This window comes from Enterobacter cloacae complex sp. 2022EL-00788 (assembly GCF_026627565.1).
In the GTDB taxonomy this organism is placed as follows: Bacteria; Pseudomonadota; Gammaproteobacteria; order Enterobacterales; family Enterobacteriaceae; genus Enterobacter; species Enterobacter pasteurii.
The window spans coordinates 1-17415 of the sequence record NZ_JAPNMC010000012.1 but is presented as its reverse complement, the minus strand read 5'-3'; the positions used below and the strand labels follow the sequence as shown (position 1 = coordinate 17415).

The 17415-nt window shown below is 55.3% G+C and carries 20 protein-coding genes and 1 tRNA gene; 13 read left to right on the top strand and 8 right to left on the bottom strand.

What is annotated here, in order from left to right; translation table 11 throughout:
* Positions 1 to 35: 35 nt before the first annotated feature.
* Together blaACT and OWK27_RS17980 are read left to right on the top strand one after the other, a co-directional pair.
* Positions 36 to 1181 carry an ACT family cephalosporin-hydrolyzing class C beta-lactamase gene (gene blaACT, locus OWK27_RS17985; RefSeq protein ID WP_267590910.1) on the top strand — a complete coding sequence of 382 codons (1146 nt, stop codon included), beginning with the start codon at positions 36 to 38 and terminating at the stop codon, positions 1179 to 1181.
* Positions 1182 to 1273: 92 nt separating this feature from the next.
* Positions 1274 to 1804, top strand: a complete 531-nt coding sequence (locus OWK27_RS17980; protein ID WP_267590909.1) for a lipocalin family protein — start codon at positions 1274 to 1276, stop codon at positions 1802 to 1804.
* Here OWK27_RS17980 and sugE read toward each other — a convergent pair.
* Complete coding sequence (sugE, locus tag OWK27_RS17975) at positions 1801 to 2118, bottom strand: quaternary ammonium compound efflux SMR transporter SugE (protein ID WP_063450951.1); 318 nt, start codon at positions 2116 to 2118, stop codon at positions 1801 to 1803. The two genes, OWK27_RS17980 and sugE, sit on opposite strands and share 4 nt — an antisense overlap.
* Before the next feature lie 262 nt (positions 2119 to 2380).
* Here sugE and OWK27_RS17970 point away from each other — a divergent pair, with 262 nt between their 5' ends.
* Complete coding sequence (locus OWK27_RS17970; protein WP_148421829.1) at positions 2381 to 2980, top strand: helix-turn-helix transcriptional regulator; 600 nt, start codon at positions 2381 to 2383, stop codon at positions 2978 to 2980.
* Positions 2981 to 3017: 37 nt separating this feature from the next.
* Here OWK27_RS17970 and ecnB read toward each other — a convergent pair whose 3' ends face one another.
* The 3 genes from ecnB to efp all read right to left on the bottom strand — a co-directional run bounded on the left by ecnB (position 3018) and on the right by efp (position 4028).
* Positions 3018 to 3164 carry a lipoprotein toxin entericidin B gene (gene ecnB, locus OWK27_RS17965; protein ID WP_003855942.1) on the bottom strand — a complete coding sequence of 49 codons (147 nt, stop codon included), beginning with the start codon at positions 3162 to 3164 and terminating at the stop codon, positions 3018 to 3020.
* Between the two features lie 108 nt (positions 3165 to 3272).
* Complete coding sequence (locus OWK27_RS17960; RefSeq protein WP_148421825.1) at positions 3273 to 3404, bottom strand: entericidin A/B family lipoprotein; 132 nt, start codon at positions 3402 to 3404, stop codon at positions 3273 to 3275.
* A gap of 57 nt (positions 3405 to 3461) precedes the next feature.
* Positions 3462 to 4028 carry an elongation factor P gene (efp, locus tag OWK27_RS17955; protein WP_003855940.1) on the bottom strand — a complete coding sequence of 189 codons (567 nt, stop codon included), beginning with the start codon at positions 4026 to 4028 and terminating at the stop codon, positions 3462 to 3464.
* Positions 4029 to 4068: 40 nt separating this feature from the next.
* On the opposite strand from efp, the gene epmB reads away from it, so the two are divergent.
* Entirely contained in the window at positions 4069 to 5097 is a 1029-nt protein-coding gene (epmB, locus tag OWK27_RS17950; protein WP_148421823.1) for an EF-P beta-lysylation protein EpmB, read from the top strand.
* 39 nt (positions 5098 to 5136) lie between these two features.
* On the opposite strand, the gene OWK27_RS17945 is transcribed toward epmB, so the two are convergent.
* On the bottom strand, positions 5137 to 5490 hold the full coding sequence (locus tag OWK27_RS17945; RefSeq protein WP_003855938.1) for a DUF4156 domain-containing protein: 354 nt from the start codon (positions 5488 to 5490) through the stop codon (positions 5137 to 5139).
* Positions 5491 to 5723: 233 nt separating this feature from the next.
* On the opposite strand from OWK27_RS17945, the gene OWK27_RS17940 reads away from it, so the two are divergent.
* On the top strand, positions 5724 to 6371 hold the full coding sequence (locus tag OWK27_RS17940) for a nucleoside recognition domain-containing protein (RefSeq protein ID WP_176608911.1): 648 nt from the start codon (positions 5724 to 5726) through the stop codon (positions 6369 to 6371).
* Entirely contained in the window at positions 6368 to 6829 is a 462-nt protein-coding gene (locus OWK27_RS17935) for a YjiG family protein (protein WP_267590908.1), read from the top strand. The genes OWK27_RS17940 and OWK27_RS17935 overlap by 4 nt, the downstream gene beginning before the upstream one ends.
* Positions 6830 to 6970: 141 nt before the next feature.
* On the opposite strand, the gene groL is transcribed toward OWK27_RS17935, so the two are convergent.
* Both groL and OWK27_RS17925 read right to left on the bottom strand, forming a co-directional pair.
* Positions 6971 to 8617 (bottom strand): chaperonin GroEL, encoded by a 1647-nt coding sequence (gene groL / locus OWK27_RS17930; RefSeq protein WP_252005092.1) that lies wholly within the window; start codon positions 8615 to 8617, stop codon positions 6971 to 6973.
* A gap of 39 nt (positions 8618 to 8656) precedes the next feature.
* Complete coding sequence (locus tag OWK27_RS17925; RefSeq protein WP_003855929.1) at positions 8657 to 8950, bottom strand: co-chaperone GroES; 294 nt, start codon at positions 8948 to 8950, stop codon at positions 8657 to 8659.
* A gap of 178 nt (positions 8951 to 9128) precedes the next feature.
* Here OWK27_RS17925 and yjeH point away from each other — a divergent pair, with 178 nt between their 5' ends.
* Positions 9129 to 10367: an L-methionine/branched-chain amino acid transporter gene (gene yjeH, locus OWK27_RS17920; RefSeq protein ID WP_252005091.1), complete on the top strand. Its 1239-nt coding sequence runs from the start codon at positions 9129 to 9131 to the stop codon at positions 10365 to 10367.
* A 42-nt stretch (positions 10368 to 10409) separates the two neighbouring features.
* Here yjeH and OWK27_RS17915 read toward each other — a convergent pair whose 3' ends face one another.
* On the bottom strand, positions 10410 to 10874 hold the full coding sequence (locus OWK27_RS17915; RefSeq protein WP_176608913.1) for an FxsA family protein: 465 nt from the start codon (positions 10872 to 10874) through the stop codon (positions 10410 to 10412).
* Positions 10875 to 11209: 335 nt separating this feature from the next.
* Between OWK27_RS17915 and aspA the strand changes: the two genes are divergently transcribed.
* From aspA to OWK27_RS17885, 6 genes are all read left to right on the top strand, one after another.
* On the top strand, positions 11210 to 12646 hold the full coding sequence (gene aspA / locus OWK27_RS17910) for an aspartate ammonia-lyase (protein WP_003855923.1): 1437 nt from the start codon (positions 11210 to 11212) through the stop codon (positions 12644 to 12646).
* A gap of 116 nt (positions 12647 to 12762) precedes the next feature.
* Positions 12763 to 14064 (top strand): anaerobic C4-dicarboxylate transporter, encoded by a 1302-nt coding sequence (locus OWK27_RS17905; protein WP_176608915.1) that lies wholly within the window; start codon positions 12763 to 12765, stop codon positions 14062 to 14064.
* A gap of 113 nt (positions 14065 to 14177) precedes the next feature.
* Positions 14178 to 14501, top strand: a complete 324-nt coding sequence (gene cutA, locus OWK27_RS17900) for a divalent cation tolerance protein CutA (RefSeq protein ID WP_059354422.1) — start codon at positions 14178 to 14180, stop codon at positions 14499 to 14501.
* Complete coding sequence (locus OWK27_RS17895) at positions 14477 to 16168, top strand: protein-disulfide reductase DsbD (protein ID WP_252005090.1); 1692 nt, start codon at positions 14477 to 14479, stop codon at positions 16166 to 16168. Before cutA ends, OWK27_RS17895 begins: the two co-directional genes overlap by 25 nt.
* 49 nt (positions 16169 to 16217) lie before the next feature.
* Positions 16218 to 16793, top strand: a complete 576-nt coding sequence (locus tag OWK27_RS17890; protein ID WP_252005089.1) for a transcriptional regulator — start codon at positions 16218 to 16220, stop codon at positions 16791 to 16793.
* A gap of 119 nt (positions 16794 to 16912) precedes the next feature.
* Positions 16913 to 16988 (top strand) — tRNA-Phe (locus tag OWK27_RS17885).
* Positions 16989 to 17415: the final 427 nt, after the last annotated feature.

The window sequence follows — 17415 nt, the reverse complement described above, 5'->3', positions numbered from 1 at the left end:
ACATCCCCTTGACTCGCTATTACGGAAGATTACTGATGATGAAAAAATCCCTTTGCTGCGCCCTGCTGCTCGGCGTTTCTTGCTCTGCTCTGGCCGCGCCGGTGTCGGATAAACAGCTGGCGCAGGTGGTCGCGGATACGATTACGCCGCTGATGAAGGCCCAGTCCATTCCCGGCATGGCGGTGGCCGTTATTTATCAGGGTAAACCGCACTACTACACCTTCGGCAAAGCCGACGTCGCGGCCAACAAACCGGTCACCCCAGATACCCTGTTCGAGCTGGGCTCTATAAGTAAAACCTTCACCGGGGTATTGGGTGGGGATGCTGTCGCTCGCGGTGAAATTTCTCTGGGCGATCCGGTGACCAAATACTGGCCTGAGCTGACAGGCAAGCAGTGGCAGGGCATTCGGATGCTGGATCTGGCGACCTACACCGCCGGCGGTTTGCCGCTACAGGTACCGGATGAGGTGACGGATAACGCCTCACTGCTGCGCTTCTATCAACGGTGGCAGCCGCAGTGGAAGCCGGGCACAACGCGTCTTTATGCAAACGCCAGCATCGGCCTGTTCGGGGCGCTGGCGGTTAAACCTTCCGGCATGCGTTACGAGCAGGCAATGACCGAGCGGGTATTTAAACCGCTGGCGCTGCATCACACCTGGATTAACGTTCCAGAAGCGGAAGAGAAAAATTACGCCTGGGGCTACCGTGATGGTAAAGCCGTTCACGTTTCGCCGGGTATGCTGGACGCGGAAGCCTATGGCGTCAAAACCAACGTGCAGGATATGGCAGACTGGGTGATGGCAAACATGGCACCGGAGAAGGTCGCTGACGCCTCACTTAAGCAGGGCATCGCGCTGGCGCAGTCGCGCTACTGGCGGATAGGTTCAATGTACCAGGGTCTGGGCTGGGAGATGCTCAACTGGCCGGTGGAGGCCAAAACGGTGGTCGAGGGGAGTGACGGCAAGGTGGCGCTGGCCGCCTTGCCGGCGGTCGAGGTAGTTCCTCCGGCACCGCCTGTAAAAGCCTCCTGGGTGCACAAAACCGGATCGACTGGCGGGTTCGGCAGCTACGTGGCCTTTATTCCGGAAAAACAGATCGGCATCGTGATGCTGGCGAATAAAAGTTACCCCAACCCGGTGCGCGTTGACGCGGGTTATCGTATTTTGAGCGCGCTGAAGTAAAACACTGCCGGGTAGCGGCTTCACCCTACCCGGCCGCATCCACATTTTCCTGCCGTCATCTACACTTAACAAAAAACGGTAAGGAAATTCTTATGCGCATTCTGTCCGTTATTGCCGTAGTGACGGCCGCATTTTTAGCTGTGGCCTGCAGTTCCCCCACTCCCCCTCCCGGCGTTACGGTGGTTAGCAACTTCGACGCACAGCGCTTCCTCGGTACGTGGTATGAAATCGCCCGTATGGATCATCGATTCGAACGCGGTTTAGAGAAAGTCACGGCCACCTACAGCGCGATGGATGACGGCGGGATCCAGGTCGTTAATCGCGGCTATAACCCGGATCGGCAGATGTGGCAGCAGTCGGTTGGCCAGGCCTATTTCACCGGCGCGTCGAACCGCGCCGCGCTGAAGATCTCCTTCTTCGGCCCGTTCTACGGCGGGTATAACGTCATTGCGCTGGACAGAGAGTACCGCCACGCGCTGATCTGTGGGCCGGATCGCAACTACCTGTGGATCCTCTCCCGCACGCCGGCGATCTCTGCGGAAATGAAGCAGCAGATGCTGGACGTTGCGACCCGGCAAGGGTTTGATGTGACGAAATTAATCTGGGTGAAACAGCCGCATTAGTGCGTGCTGAGTTTTAACCCAATGATACCCGCGACAATCAATGCGAGGCTGGCAATACGCGCCAGGCTCGCGGATTCCCCCAGCAGGAGAATGCCGGTAATGGCAGCGCCTACCGCGCCAATTCCCGTCCAGACAGCGTAAGCCGTCCCTACGGGCAGGGTGCGCATCGACCATGAAAGCATGACGATACTGACAATCATCGCGGCAATGGTAATAACGCTGGGCGTCAGGCGGGTAAAACCGTGGGTGTATTTCAGGCCAATAGCCCATACCACTTCGAGTAAACCGGCAATAACAAGAACGATCCAGGACATAACAGGCTCCTTAACTTAACGACAAGTTGGGGCCGTCCCCGATGAGTGATGCGCTTACGGGTCGTCCCGCAAGGCAGAGATTGAGCCTCTTATTTTGGTTAGCGAGAAATTTTTTTTCAATCCTTTTCTGCTGAACGCGTTAAGGCAAGAAATAGCCTCTGTAAGGCACGTAGTTCCGGCATTTATAACTCATCCGACTTCTCTATGATGTTAGGCTTTCTGATGGCAGGAAGCCAAACCACTAGCCGACTGCGAATATTTTATGTTCAAAATTCTTTTGGTTGACCGTTGTCACTTCACCCGCACGGGATTTGAAGCATGGCTCAATCATTCCGGCCTGTTTCCGGGTCAATTCGTCGTAACCGGGTTAAATAATCTCTTTCTTGCCAGAGAGCATATTTTGCAATGGAAGCCTTCGCTGGTGATCGCCGATTTATATAGCTTTCGGCAGGATATGCACCACTTCCAGCAGCTCTCTTCCCTGCTGATTGCCAGCGAAACGCTGCCTTTTATACTGCTGCAGTCGGGGCAGGAGCAGGAGATGACGGATTATCTTGCGCATTACCCGGTATGGTCTTCGCTGTCGAAGCATACCGATCTGGAAGGATTAGCGACGGTTATCAATGACGCCCTGACGTCATGCGCCACTGCGGAAATACCAAAAGTTGCGGCACCGCTGCTGACGCGTCAGGAAGAGAGAGTGCTGACTTTGTGGATGGATGGCGCAAGCAACCAGAAGATTGCCAGCAATTTACGTATTAACGGTAAGACGGTATATACGTACAAACGCAACATCCGCATGAAGCTGCATATGGATACGCGCTATTCCCCGTTTTTATCGCTACAGGAAGCGGAGAATTGACGGTACGGTGAAACAAGGCGCCGTACCGTCGCTTTTATTAGTTCTGAGCTTTAGTTGCTGCACCAGAAATAGCGTTACCACCGTCGGAGATATCTTCCCCTACGCCACGGGTGGTGTTACATGCAGTCAGTACCGAAGAAAGCACCAGAACAGAAAAGATCGCTGCAATTGTTTTCTTAACCATAATATCTTCCTTTTATAGCCAAAGTTATTTTGTGTATAGCAACTTAAGAATAGACAAGATCTTGTCGTTTGACGGAAAAGGAAGAATTTTTAGGAAAATTAGACGGAATTAGCTGGCCGCATGGGAAATGATATGGCCGAGATCCTGGATATCTTCACCCACGCCGCGCGCGGTGTTGCAACCGGAGAGAATGGCGCCGGAGAGCGCTAACAGAAGTAGAATTTTAACGGTGCGTTTCATCTTCCCTGCCTGCAAAATCAGGCGCAGCGGGCGCTGCGCCTTATATCATGACGTAAATTACTTCACGCGGGATACGTATTCGCCGGAGCGGGTATCCACTTTGATCACTTCACCAATCTGAACGAACAGCGGCACTTTTACCACAGCGCCGGTGGACAGCGTTGCTGGCTTGCCGCCGGTACCTGCGGTATCACCTTTCAGGCCTGGATCGGTTTCAACGATTTCCAGCTCAACGAAGTTCGGAGGCGTAACGGCGATAGGCTGACCGTTCCACAGGGTCACGATGCACTCAGCCTGATCCAGCAGCCATTTGGCGTTGTCGCCAATCGCTTTCGCGTCAGCAGACAGCTGCTCGAAGGTTTCGTTGTTCATGAAGTGCCAGAACTCACCGTCGTTGTACAGGTAAGTCAGGTTCATATCGACAACATCAGCGCCTTCAGCGGAGTCAGTAGATTTGAAGGTTTTCTCAACACGGGTACCGGTCAGCAGGCGGCGCAGCTTAACGCGCGCAAATGCCTGGCCTTTACCTGGTTTAACGAATTCGCTGGCTTCAACCGCGTACGGTTCGCCGTCCATCATGATTTTAAGACCAGCACGAAAATCGTTGCTATAGTACGTTGCCATAAGGCCCTCTAAATTTGTTAACTGGTAGCTAAGCCACAAAATGGCGCATATTGTAACCCTAAACACCCCGTCCAGAGAAGATTGGTTATCGCAACTTGCCGATGTAATCACCAGTCCTGATGAATTGCTGCGTCTTTTAGACCTCGAACAGCATGAAACGTTGCGTGCAGGCCGTGAGGCGAAGCGCCTTTTCGCCCTGCGCGTTCCCCGCGCGTTTGTTGCCCGCATGGAAAAAGGGAATCCTGACGATCCATTGCTTAAACAAACGCTTACCTCTCAGGACGAGTTTATTACGGCACCAGGATACAGCACCGATCCTCTGGAAGAGCAGAACAGTGTGGTACCGGGGTTGCTGCATAAATACCGCAACCGTGCCCTGCTGCTGGTAAAGGGCGGCTGCGCGGTAAATTGTCGCTATTGCTTCCGTCGTCACTTCCCGTATGCCGAAAATCAGGGCAACAAGCGCAACTGGCAGGTGGCGCTGGACTACATCGCGGCGCACCCGGAGCTGGATGAGATCATCTTCTCCGGCGGCGATCCGCTGATGGCTAAAGATCATGAGCTGGACTGGCTGCTGACTCAGCTTGAGTCCGTTCCGCACGTTAAGCGTCTGCGCATTCACAGCCGTCTGCCGATCGTGATCCCGGCGCGTATTACCGACGCGCTGGTCACGCGCCTCGAACAGTCCCGTTTGCAGGTGCTGCTGGTGAACCATATCAACCATGCGAATGAAATTGACGCAGACTTTCGTGCATCGATGGCGCGTCTGCGTAAGGCGGGCGTCACGCTGCTCAACCAGAGCGTACTGCTGCGCGGCGTAAACGACAGCGCCCGCGTGCTGGCCGATCTCAGTAATGCCTTATTTGATGCGGGCGTGATGCCGTATTACCTGCACGTTCTGGATCGCGTACAGGGTGCGGCACACTTCATGGTGACGGATGACGAGGCCCGACAGATTATGCGCGAACTGTTAACGCTGGTTTCAGGTTATATGGTGCCGAAGCTGGCACGCGAGATTGGCGGAGAGCCGAGCAAGACGCCGCTGGATTTGCAGCTTCGGCAACGCTAGCTTACCTAACCCTCTCCCACGGGGAGAGGGAAAAGGCTATCAGTTCGGGCACTTATAGACCTGGCCGTTCATCTGGCTGGCGGTCGGCACAAAGCTGGACAGCATCCCCTGCGTCGGGCTGCTTACGCCGTAAATCACGTTACCGCCCATTGCCGCAGCCTGATTACGCAGGGCGTTGGCCGCACCGCGCATAGAGCCGCCCTCTTCGCCGTGCTGTCCCGACATCCAGTTGCTTTGCTCGCCGGTGGCGGTGCCTAACAGCTGGCATTCGCTGCCCGGCTTATCTTCCACAAAGCGAACGCTCTGGCCCGCTGCCGTCAGCTCATTGCTGGTGCTACAACCCGCCAGCAGCAATGCTGCACCTACAATCCCTGCACAGACTTTTATGCGCATGTTATTCCTCGTTTTCAATAAGCTGGACAGTAGTTGTCCGCGTGTAAACCTTATACTAAAAAGATGACCAAAAGAAAAATGCTGAGCATTTCTGCGAGCCAGATTCCGCCCGGCACTCCTCCGACATCTTAAATGAATTCTGATAATAACCTTTGGGATATCGTGTTTTAGCCCCCGATCGTTTTTAGTGGTGCGACGTACAACTTTTGTACGCGACTAGAACAGGGGGTTTCATGAGTGCATCATCCTCAGGAGAGGAAAAAGTGACATGGGTGGGCTATCTGGCGTTCGTGCTCACCATCGTATTTTTCTCGGGCTTTTTCGCCAAAAGCACCGAATGGTGGCGGGTGCTGGATTTTACCGTCTTAAACGGCAGCTTTGGGCCGGTGAGCGGCGCGCTAACGTTTCGCGGCGAGGGCGGCTCGGGGGCGAAAGACGGTTTCTTGTTTGCCCTTGAGCTGGCGCCGTCGGTCATTTTATCGCTCGGGATCATTGCCGTCACCGAAGGGCTGGGCGGGCTGCGTGCCGCCCAAAAGCTTATGACGCCCGTTTTGCGCCCGCTGCTTGGCGTGCCGGGCATTTGCTCTCTGGCGCTTATCGCCAACCTGCAAAACACCGATGCTGCCGCAGGGATGACCAAAGAGTTGACCGACGAAGGGGCGATAACGGACCATGAGCGCGCCATTTTCGCCACCTTCCAGACCAGCGGTAGCGCCATTATTACTAACTACTTTTCTTCCGGAGCAGCCCTCTTTGCCTTCATTACCGTCCCGGCGATCGCGCCGCTGGCGGTCATTCTGGTATTCAAATTTGTTGGCGCCAACTTCCTGCGGCTGTGGATCGCCCACATGGAACATCGTCGTATTCAGGAGGAAAAATGATCGCCCAGCCGCGTAAAAATATGATGGACATGTTTATCGATGGCGCCCGCCGCGGCTTCACCATCGCCACCACCAGCCTGCTGCCGAACGTGGTTATGGCGTTTGTCCTCATTCAGGCGCTCAAGGTCACTGGCCTGCTGGATATTGTCGGCAGGATATGCGAGCCGATTATGGCGCTGTGGGGACTTCCGGGCGCGGCGGCGACGGTCCTTCTTGCCTCGGTGATGAGTATGGGCGGCGGCGTAGGGGTTTGCGCCAGCCTGGTCGTTGCCGGCACGCTCAGCGGCCATGATGCCACCATCCTGCTGCCCGCCATCTACCTGATGGGCAATCCGGTGCAAAACACGGGCCGCTGCCTCGGCACCGCGGGCGTGAACCCGAAATATTACCCGCACATAATTACTCTCTGCGTCATTAATGCCCTGCTCTCAATGTGGATGATGCAGCTACTCTTCTGAGGAGATAAAAATGGATTTTTCAGTGCCGGAATCCCCGCTTTTACGCTATGCACATCTTGTTTGAGTAACGGCTCGACGGGCAATAAAAAACCCCGGACATCGCTGCCCGGGGTTCGTTCTGAGAGGTTCAGAACAACATGATTACATCATGCCGCCCATTCCGCCCATGCCGCCCATACCGCCAGCAGCACCTAAGTCAGGCGCGTCGCCTTTAGGCAGGTCGGTTACCATGCACTCGGTAGTGATCATCAGGCCAGCTACAGATGCCGCGTACTGCAGTGCAGAACGGGTAACTTTAGTTGGATCCAGGATACCGAAGTCGATCATGTTGCCGTATTCTTCCGTTGCAGCGTTGTAACCGTAGTTACCTTCACCCGCCTTCACGTTGTTCGCTACCACAGACGGCTCTTCACCGGCGTTGGATACGATCTGACGCAGTGGAGCTTCCATCGCGCGCAGCGCAACTTTGATACCCACGTTCTGGTCTTCGTTCTGAGCGGTCAGGCCAGCCAGTTTAGCGGCTACACGCACCAGCGCGACACCACCACCAGCAACCACGCCTTCTTCTACCGCAGCACGGGTCGCGTGCAGGGCATCGTCAACGCGAGCTTTCTTCTCTTTCATTTCAACTTCGGTTGCAGCACCCACTTTGATTACCGCAACGCCGCCTGCCAGTTTCGCCACGCGCTCCTGCAGTTTTTCACGGTCGTAATCGGAAGTTGCTTCTTCGATCTGCTTACGGATCTGACCAACGCGGCCCTGAATAGCGGCTTCTTCACCCACACCGTCGATGATGGTGGTGGTGTCTTTGTTGATCACAACGCGTTTCGCCTGGCCCAGGTCTTCCAGGGTCGCTTTTTCCAGCTCCATACCGATCTCTTCAGAGATCACGGTACCACCGGTCAGGGTAGCGATATCCTGCAGCATCGCTTTACGACGATCGCCGAAGCCAGGTGCTTTAACCGCAGCCACTTTCACGATGCCGCGCATGGTGTTGACCACCAGCGTTGCCAGCGCTTCGCCTTCAACATCTTCAGCGATGATAACCAGCGGCTTGCCTGCTTTCGCAACGGCTTCCAGTACTGGCAGCATTTCGCGGATGTTGGAGATTTTCTTGTCAGCCAGCAGGATGAACGGGCTTTCCAGCTCAACGGCGCCAGTTTCTGGCTTGTTGATGAAGTATGGGGACAGGTAACCGCGGTCGAACTGCATACCTTCAACCACGTCCAGTTCGTCTTCCAGACCGGTACCGTCTTCAACGGTGATAACGCCTTCTTTACCGACTTTATCCATCGCTTCAGCGATCAGTTTACCTACGGTTTCGTCGGAGTTAGCGGAGATGGTACCAACCTGAGCAATAGCTTTAGAGTCAGAGCACGGTACGGACAGCGCTTTCAGTTCTTCAACAGCGGACGCGACAGCTTTGTCGATACCACGTTTCAGATCCATTGGGTTCATGCCCGCAGCAACAGCCTTCAGGCCTTCGGTGATGATCGCCTGCGCCAGTACGGTCGCGGTGGTGGTACCGTCACCTGCTGCATCGTTCGCTTTAGAGGCAACTTCTTTCACCATCTGCGCACCCATGTTTTCGAACTTGTCATCCAGCTCGATTTCACGTGCAACAGAAACACCATCTTTGGTGATGGTTGGCGCGCCGAAGGATTTATCCAGCACTACGTTACGGCCTTTCGGGCCCAGGGTGACTTTCACTGCGTCTGCCAGTACGTTTACGCCGCGGAGCATTTTTACACGAGCGTCGTTACCGAATTTTACGTCTTTAGCTGCCATGTTCTTATTTCCTCAAATTCGTACAGTTTCGTGCGTTAATTACGCTTCAACAATTGCCAGAATGTCGCTCTCGGACATGATCAACACTTCTTCATTGTCGATCTTCTCGGATTTCACGCCGTAGCCATCGTTGAAAATGACGATGTCACCAACTTTAACGTCCAGCGGCTGCACAGTTCCGTTTTCCAGGATGCGGCCCTTACCGACAGCGATGATTTCGCCACGCGTTGATTTTGCTGCTGCAGAACCGGTCAGAACGATACCGCCAGCAGACTTGGTTTCAACTTCTTTACGTTTGACGATCACACGATCATGTAACGGACGAATACTCATTGATAGCTCTCCTTTGAGAAAGTCATTATCAGTTATGGATGACGCCGGTCCGCATGCGGTTTTCCGGCTAGTGCCCTGAGAGATGGGGATAGCTTTTTACCCCTTCAAGGGGTAGCCGAAAAAAAATTTGCGAAAGTGTTACCATCGACTCTCTTTTGACGGTGGCAGGACGAGGTAAATGAGTGGACTCAGGCAGGAGTTGGGGCTGGCGCAGGGCATTGGCCTACTCTCAACGTCATTGTTAGGTACGGGCGTATTTGCGGTTCCCGCCCTGGCGGCGCTGGTAGCAGGAAATAACAGCCTGTGGGCGTGGCCGGTGCTTATCGTGCTGGTATTCCCGGTGGCAATCGTGTTTGCCATCCTCGGCCGGCACTTCCCGAGCGCGGGCGGCGTAGCGCATTTTGTCGGTATGGCGTTTGGTCCGCGGCTGGAGCGCGTGACCGGCTGGCTGTTTCTGTCGGTGATCCCCGTCGGCCTTCCGGCGGCCCTGCATATCGCGACCGGCTTTGGACAGGCGCTGTTTGGCTGGCACGACCAACAGCTGCTGCTGGCTGAACTGGGTACGCTGGCGATTATCTGGTGGGTCGGCTCACGCGGGGCCAGCTCCAGCGCCAATCTGCAAACGCTGGTCGCGGTGTTAATCGTCGCGCTGATCGTCGCCATCTGGCTTGCGGGCGACATTACCCTGGCGAATATTCCTTTCCCCGCGGTGAACGACATCGATCGCCCGCAGCTATTTGCTGCGTTATCCGTCATGTTCTGGTGTTTCGTCGGCCTTGAGGCGTTCGCTCACCTGGCGTCCGAATTTAAACAGCCCGAGCGTGATTTTCCGCGCGCCCTGATGATTGGCCTGCTGCTGGCGGGCACCGTGTATTGGGCCTGTACGGTACTGGTGCTGCATTTCAACGCGTTCGGTGACGATAAAGCCGCCGCCGCGTCGCTGCCGGGCATCGTGGTGCAGCTGTTTGGCGTAAAAGCGTTGTGGGTGGCCTGCGTAATTGGGTATCTCGCCTGCTTTGCCAGCCTCAATATTTATATTCAGAGCTTCGCCCGGCTGGTGTGGTCTCAGGCGCTTTATAAACCGGATAGCCGCCTGGCTCGCCTTTCTGCACGGCAGCTTCCGATAAATGCGCTGAATACCGTACTGGGCTGCTGTGCGGTGAGTTCCCTGGGTATTTATCTTCTCGACATCAACCTTGACGCGCTGATTGTTTACGCCAACGGTATTTTCATCATGATCTACCTGCTGTGCATGCTGGCGGGCTGTCGGCTGCTGAAGGGACGCTATAAGGCGCTGGCGGCCGTCGGGTGTGTGCTGTGTCTGGTGCTACTGGCGATGGTGGGCTGGAAGAGCGTGTACGCTATCGTCGTGCTGGCGGGGCTGTGGGCGTTCTTACCGAAGCGGAGCAGTCTGTGAAATAAAGCCCGGTGGCGCAACGCTTACCGGGCTTTACATTCCTTATCTATCGTCCTTATGATCTAAGCGGTCACGCTGGTCGTCCTTGCGCTGGTATTCCCCTTCAAAGGTATCACCCGGCCCGGTACTGAACCCACCGCCCGGCATACGGCTGAATCGCAGATGCGGCAGCAGCTTCAGAGTCAGGTGCTTCTGCACCGGCGGCAGCAGCAACAGCAGGCCGAGGAAGTCGGTGAAGAACCCCGGCAGGATCAGCAGCAGGCCAGCAATAATCAGCGACACGCTTTTGATCATTTCGGCTGCCGGGCTTTCGCCTGCGGCCATCTTCTGCTGCATTAACAGGAAATTTTTGAAACCCTGATTACGCACCAGCGACATGCCGATGACGGAGGTGAAGATCACCAGAATCAGCGTCAGCAGGACGCCCAGCACGTGGGCAACCTGGATGAAAATCGAAATCTCAATGTAAACATAGAGAAAGAAAGCAATAAATGGTATCCAGCGCACTGGCATCTCCTGTGTGGCAGGTGCCTTCAGGCCCCTGTCTGAATGTGTTCGCGAAGCGCGTAGGTAAGAGATGGAGACGGTTAGCCAAAATTCAATCGGTTTGCACGGATATTTTTTTTGGAAATATTAAAGCGGTGACCCATTTCACAGATTAATAATTATCATGGAATCGGGTCGATAATAAGTGATCCAGCTTACGGCAATTCGCTATCATCAGCATATGATCTCGAACATCAGGCCGATTGAGGGAATAATCGTCGGTCAGAAAATATTCAAAACCACATATATACTGTGTGTTTAGTACAATCCATCGGCAGCTTGAAAAGAAGGTTCACATGTTAAACAACATTCGTATCGAAGAAGACTTGTTGGGTACCAGGGAAGTTCCAGCGGATGCCTATTATGGTGTTCATACTCTGAGAGCGATTGAAAACTTCTACATCAGCAACAGCAAAATCAGCGACATCCCTGAATTTGTGCGTGGCATGGTGATGGTAAAAAAAGCCGCGGCTCTGGCGAACAAAGAGCTGCAAACCATTCCTAAAAGCGCTGCAAATGCGATTATCGCCGCGTGCGATGAAGTGCTGAACAACGGCAAGTGCATGGATCAGTTCCCGGTTGACGTCTATCAGGGCGGCGCGGGTACCTCCGTCAACATGAACACCAACGAAGTACTGGCAAACATCGGCCTGGAACTGATGGGCCATCAGAAAGGTGAATACCAGTACCTGAACCCGAACGACCACGTTAACAAATGTCAGTCCACCAACGACGCCTACCCAACCGGCTTCCGCATCGCGGTGTATGCCTCTGTGGTGAAACTGGTGGACGCGATTAACCAGCTGGGCGATGGCTTCCAGCGTAAAGCCGTTGAGTTCCAGGACATTCTGAAAATGGGTCGTACCCAGCTTCAGGACGCGGTGCCAATGACCCTCGGCCAGGAGTTCCACGCGTTTAACGTGCTGCTGAACGAAGAGACCAAAAACCTGCTGCGCACGTCCGAACTGCTGCTGGAAGTGAACCTGGGCGCAACCGCCATCGGTACACGCCTGAACACGCCGGATGGCTATCAGCAGCTGGCAGTACAGAAGCTGGCGGAAGTGTCTAACCTGCCGGTGGTGCCTGCCGAAGACCTGATTGAAGCTACCTCCGATTGCGGCGCCTACGTGATGGTGCACAGCGCGCTGAAGCGTCTGGCGGTTAAGCTGTCCAAAATCTGTAACGACCTGCGCCTGCTCTCCTCCGGCCCGCGCGCTGGCCTGAACGAAATCAACCTGCCAGAGCTGCAGGCGGGTTCTTCCATTATGCCAGCCAAGGTGAACCCGGTGGTGCCAGAAGTGGTGAACCAGGTTTGCTTCAAGGTTATTGGTAACGACACCACCGTCACCATGGCTTCTGAAGCCGGTCAGCTGCAGCTGAACGTTATGGAGCCGGTGATTGGCCAGGCGATGTTTGAATCCATTCATATCCTGACTAACGCCTGCTACAACCTGCTGGAAAAATGCATCAACGGCATCACCGCCAATAAAGAGGTGTGCGAAGGCTACGTGTACAACTCAATCGGGATCGTTACTTACCTCAACCCGTTCATCGGCCACCACAACGGCGACATCGTCGGGAAGATTTGTGCCGAAACCGGTAAGAGCGTGCGTGAGGTCGTTCTCGAGCGAGGATTGTTGACCGAAGCCGAACTGGACGATATCTTCTCCGCCCAGAACCTGATGCACCCGGCGTATAAAGCGAAACGATATACCGATGAAAGCGAACAGTAACCGTTCAGGCTAAGCTTCCGAAAGGCACGTCACTTGTGACGTGCCTTTTTTCTTTATGGGCGTTACCAAAACACAACAATTCAATATCAACTTGTTAATGAGCAAGGCAGGTCTTTATGTTTGGAGCAGAACTCGTCATCGTCCTGTTGGCGATTTATTTGGGAGCAAGACTCGGGGGTATCGGCATCGGTTTTGCCGGCGGTCTCGGTGTGCTCGTACTTACCCTTATCTTTCAGATTAAACCCGGCGCCATCCCGTTTGACGTTATCGAAATCATCATGGCGGTTATTGCCGCTATCGCGGCCATGCAGGTCGCTGGCGGTATGGACTACCTGGTGAGCCTGGCGGAGCGTATGCTGCGTCGCCATCCTAAATACATTACCTTCCTTGCCCCGCTGGTGACCTGGTTTATGACCATTCTCGCCGGTACTGGCCACACCGCCTTCTCCACGCTGCCGGTGATCACCGAAGTGGCGAAAGAGCAGGGTATTCGCCCGTCCCGCCCGCTTTCTATTGCCGTGGTGGCATCCCAGATTGCAATCACCGCGTCGCCTATTTCCGCGGCCGTGGTCTTCTTCGCGGGTATTCTTGAGCCGATGGGCGTGAGCTACCTGACGCTGCTGGCAATTTGCATTCCGGTGACGCTGATTGCGGTAATGATCACCGCCGTGCTGTGCAACTTCCTCGGTGCCGAGCTGAAAGACGATCCCGTTTACCAGGAGCGTCTGGCAAAAGGCGAAGTGAGCCTGCGCGGTAGCCAGGTCTTCAGGCTGAAGCCGCACGCAAAACGCTCCGTGCTGCTGTTCCTGATTGGTATCGTTGCCGTCATGTTCTACGCGACCGCCATCAGCGACACGGTAGGCCTCATTCAGAACCCGGTTCTGCCGCGTAACGAAGCGATTGTGGTGTTCATGCTGACCATCGCAACGCTGATTAGCATCACCTGCAAAATCGACACCAGCGAAGTGCTGAACGCCAGCACCTTCAAATCCGGCATGAGCGCCTGCGTGTGCGTACTGGGCGTGGCGTGGCTTGGTGACACCTTCGTAAAAGCGCACATCAGCGATATCCAGACCGTCGCAGGCGACCTGCTGCACAACTATCCGTGGCTGCTGGCGGTGGTGCTGTTCTTTGCCGCGACGCTGCTGTACTCCCAGGCGGCGACCACCAAAGCGCTGATGCCTGCGGCACTGATGCTGGGCGTTACGCCGCTGACGGCGATTGCCTCTTTCGCGGCCGTTTCCGCCCTGTTCGTTCTGCCAACCTATCCAACCCTGCTCGCCGCGGTTGAGATGGATGACACCGGCTCAACCCGTATCGGTAAATACGTGTTTAACCACGCGTTCCTGATCCCGGGCGTGGTGGCGATTACGCTTTGCGTGGTCCTCGGCTTTATCATCGGCGGCATTGTGCTGTAAACGATTAGCCGTTGTAAAAATAGTTAAAATCGGGCCGCTCTGCGGCCCGTTTCATTAATGACCAGACGCCTTGCGTGATATAGTGAAGACTTTCGTGATGAGGAGGTCAGCTTGTGAACACGCCTGATGCTGTTGTTGTACTGTGTACCGCCCCTGATGAAGCTTCTGCCCAGGATCTCGCCGCCAAAGCGTTGGCCGAAAAACTGGCTGCCTGCGTCACGCTGCTTCCCGGCGCTACCTCCCTTTATTACTGGGAAGGCAAGCTGGAGCAGGAGTATGAAGTCCAGATGTTGCTTAAAACCAATCTGACAAATCAGCAGGCGCTCCTCGACTGCCTCAAGTCTCATCATCCATACCAAACCCCGGAACTGCTGGTGCTGCCAGTGGTCCACGGCGATAACGACTATCTCTCATGGCTCAACGCTTCCTTACGCTGATCCTGCTGCTGTGCAGCACGTCAGTTTTTGCCGGGTTGTTTGACGCGCCCGGCCGTTCGAACTTTATTCCTGCCGACCAGGCGTTCGTTTTTGACTTCCAGCAGAACCAGCACGAGCTCAGCCTCACCTGGCAGGTAAAAGAGGGGTATTACCTCTATCGCAAGCAGGTCAGCATCACGCCGGCAAAGGCTAACGTCGGTGCATTGCAGATGCCCGCGGGCGAGTGGCACGAGGACGAGTTCTACGGTAAAAGTGAAATTTATCGTCAGCGCTTAAGCGTGCCCGTCACGGTGAACCAGGCGGATAAAGGCGCTACGCTGACGGTGACCTATCAGGGCTGCGCCGACGCCGGATTCTGCTATCCGCCGGAAACGAAGGTCGTACCGCTCAGCGAAGTGAAAGCGGCTGTCGCCCTTTCTCCGCCCCCCTCCAGCGAGAGCAGCGAAGGCAATACAGACCTTCCGTTCTCAGCGCTTTGGGCCTTACTGATTGGCATTGGCATCGCCTTTACCCCCTGCGTGCTGCCGATGTACCCGCTTATCTCTGGCATCGTGCTGGGCGGCAAACAACGTCTTTCCACCGCCCGCGCGCTGCTTTTGGCCTTTATCTACGTGCAGGGCATGGCATTAACCTATACGGCGCTTGGCCTGGTGGTCGCCGCTGCCGGGTTGCAGTTCCAGGCTGCGCTTCAGCATCCTTATGTGCTTATTGGGCTGTCAGCGGTATTTGTCCTGCTGGCGCTCTCGATGTTTGGTCTGTTCACCCTGCAGCTGCCCTCTTCCCTGCAAACCCGCCTGACGCTGATGAGCAATCGCCAGCAGGGCGGCTCTGCGGGCGGGGTATTCGCCATGGGGGCTATCGCAGGGTTGATTTGCTCTCCCTGCACCACCGCGCCGCTGAGCGCCATCCTGCTGTACATTGCACAGAGCGGCAACATGTGGCTCGGCGGCGGAACGCTGTACCTCTACGCGCTGGGCATGGGCCTGCCGCTGATTCTGGTGACGGTGTTTGGCAATCGCCTGCTGCCGAAGAGCGGCCCGTGGATGGAGACGGTGAAAACTGCATTCGGTTTTGTCATTCTGGCGCTGCCGGTATTCCTGCTGGAGCGTATCATCGGTGACGCCTGGGGCATTCGCCTGTGGGCGATGCTTGGCGTGGCCTTCTTCAGCTGGGCGTTCATCGTCAGCCTGGGGGCGAAAAAACCGTGGATGCGTCTGGTGCAAATTCTTATGCTGGCGGCCGCGCTGGTGAGCGTTCGTCCTTTGCAGGACTGGGCGTTCGGCACCCCGAGTGCCCAGGCGCAGGCGCATCTGAATTTCACCCCGGTTAAAAACGTGGATGACCTCAACCACGCACTGGCACAGGCGAAAGGTAAACCGGTCATGCTCGACCTCTATGCCGACTGGTGCGTAGCCTGCAAGGAGTTTGAAAAATACACCTTCAGCGATCCGCAGGTACAGCGCGCCCTGAACGACACCGTTCTGCTTCAGGCAAACGTAACCGCCAACAGCGCGCAGGATAAAGCCCTGCTGAAGCAGCTTAACGTGCTCGGCCTGCCTACCATCCTTTTCTTCGATGAAGAGGGGAATGAGCAGCCAGCGCAGCGCGTAACCGGGTTTATGGACGCAACGGCTTTCAGCGCGCATTTGCGCAATCGCCAACCGTAAACAACACTTTAGACGGGACAAACCGTTGGGAATAGCGGAGGAGATAACCGTGCAACGCGAAGACGTACTGGGACAAGCCCTGCAATTACTTGAGATTCAAGGGATCGCCAGCACCACGCTTGAGATGGTCGCCGACCGTATCGATTACCCTCTGGATGAACTTAAGCGCTTCTGGCCGGATAAAGAGGCGCTGATTTACGATGCCCTGCGCTATCTCAGCCAGCAGGTAGATATCTGGCGCAGGCAGCTATTGTTGAACGAAGAGCTGAGCACAGAGCAAAAGCTGCTGGCGCGCTATACCGCGCTGACGGAGTGTGTAAGCAACAACCGCTATCCCGGCTGCCTGTTTATCGCCGCCTGCACCTACTTTCCCGATCCCGGACACCCTGTTCATCAGCTGGCCGATCGGCAAAAACGAGCTGCGTATGAGTTCACGCACGAGCTGCTGACCACGCTTGAAGTGGATGACCCGGCAATGGTGGCGAAGCAGATGGAGCTGGTCCTGGAAGGTTGCCTGAGCCGTATGCTGGTGAACCGTAGTCAGGCGGACGTGGATACGGCGCACCGTCTGGCGGAAGATATCCTGCGGTTTGCTCAGTGTCGTGCGGGTGGGGCGTTAACGTAAGCGTAGTTTGGCTTTTTTGCACCAAAAGCCAGCACATTGCCGTAAAGTTGAGCAATTGAACCGCTTTTCCCGAAATAGTGTTGACGATCTCACGTGATTGCGGTTTAATGCGCTCCGTTGCCCGGATAGCTCAGTCGGTAGAGCAGGGGATTGAAAATCCCCGTGTCCTTGGTTCGATTCCGAGTCCGGGCACCACTATTCAAAGAACCCAGCCTATGGCTGGGTTTTTGCTTTTCTGCATATACTCCGCATTAAGTTCCTGTCCTGCCAGGCCGGTTTGAATTTTATCTACCCGCTTCTACCCGCCATTATCAGGCCGATATCTTTATCCTCTTCTTCTTCTCGTGCATGAGCGCACAGGCTTTACGAGAGGCGCTACGACGCGGTAAGTTCTTAAGCATAGACGTGGGGAGGGATCGTTCGATCGACATTGCCGGGTGGCGTTTTCACCTTTCCCGGCCTGCCATACGCACAGCACTTTTTTGCGTTTAAAACGCACAAAGCAAAAAACCCCGCACCTTACGGTACGGGGTTCTTCTTGATTGATGCCTGGCAGTTCCCTACTCTCACATGGGGAGACCCCACACTACCATCGGCGCTACGGCGTTTCACTTCTGAGTTC

Excerpts from the sequence above, each read along its gene's own strand:
- blaACT (WP_267590910.1), top strand. The coding sequence starts at position 36 with ATGATGAAAAAATCCCTTTGCTGCGCCCTGCTGCTCGGCGTTTCTTGC.
- OWK27_RS17980 (WP_267590909.1), top strand. The coding sequence starts at position 1,274 with ATGCGCATTCTGTCCGTTATTGCCGTAGTGACGGCCGCATTTTTAGCT.
- sugE (WP_063450951.1), bottom strand. The coding sequence starts at position 2,118 with ATGTCCTGGATCGTTCTTGTTATTGCCGGTTTACTCGAAGTGGTATGG.
- OWK27_RS17970 (WP_148421829.1), top strand. The coding sequence starts at position 2,381 with ATGTTCAAAATTCTTTTGGTTGACCGTTGTCACTTCACCCGCACGGGA.
- ecnB (WP_003855942.1), bottom strand. The coding sequence starts at position 3,164 with ATGGTTAAGAAAACAATTGCAGCGATCTTTTCTGTTCTGGTGCTTTCT.
- OWK27_RS17960 (WP_148421825.1), bottom strand. The coding sequence starts at position 3,404 with ATGAAACGCACCGTTAAAATTCTACTTCTGTTAGCGCTCTCCGGCGCC.
- efp (WP_003855940.1), bottom strand. The coding sequence starts at position 4,028 with ATGGCAACGTACTATAGCAACGATTTTCGTGCTGGTCTTAAAATCATG.
- epmB (WP_148421823.1), top strand. The coding sequence starts at position 4,069 with ATGGCGCATATTGTAACCCTAAACACCCCGTCCAGAGAAGATTGGTTA.
- OWK27_RS17945 (WP_003855938.1), bottom strand. The coding sequence starts at position 5,490 with ATGCGCATAAAAGTCTGTGCAGGGATTGTAGGTGCAGCATTGCTGCTG.
- OWK27_RS17940 (WP_176608911.1), top strand. The coding sequence starts at position 5,724 with ATGAGTGCATCATCCTCAGGAGAGGAAAAAGTGACATGGGTGGGCTAT.
- OWK27_RS17935 (WP_267590908.1), top strand. The coding sequence starts at position 6,368 with ATGATCGCCCAGCCGCGTAAAAATATGATGGACATGTTTATCGATGGC.
- groL (WP_252005092.1), bottom strand. The coding sequence starts at position 8,617 with ATGGCAGCTAAAGACGTAAAATTCGGTAACGACGCTCGTGTAAAAATG.
- OWK27_RS17925 (WP_003855929.1), bottom strand. The coding sequence starts at position 8,950 with ATGAGTATTCGTCCGTTACATGATCGTGTGATCGTCAAACGTAAAGAA.
- yjeH (WP_252005091.1), top strand. The coding sequence starts at position 9,129 with ATGAGTGGACTCAGGCAGGAGTTGGGGCTGGCGCAGGGCATTGGCCTA.
- aspA (WP_003855923.1), top strand. The coding sequence starts at position 11,210 with ATGTTAAACAACATTCGTATCGAAGAAGACTTGTTGGGTACCAGGGAA.
- OWK27_RS17905 (WP_176608915.1), top strand. The coding sequence starts at position 12,763 with ATGTTTGGAGCAGAACTCGTCATCGTCCTGTTGGCGATTTATTTGGGA.
- OWK27_RS17895 (WP_252005090.1), top strand. The coding sequence starts at position 14,477 with ATGGCTCAACGCTTCCTTACGCTGATCCTGCTGCTGTGCAGCACGTCA.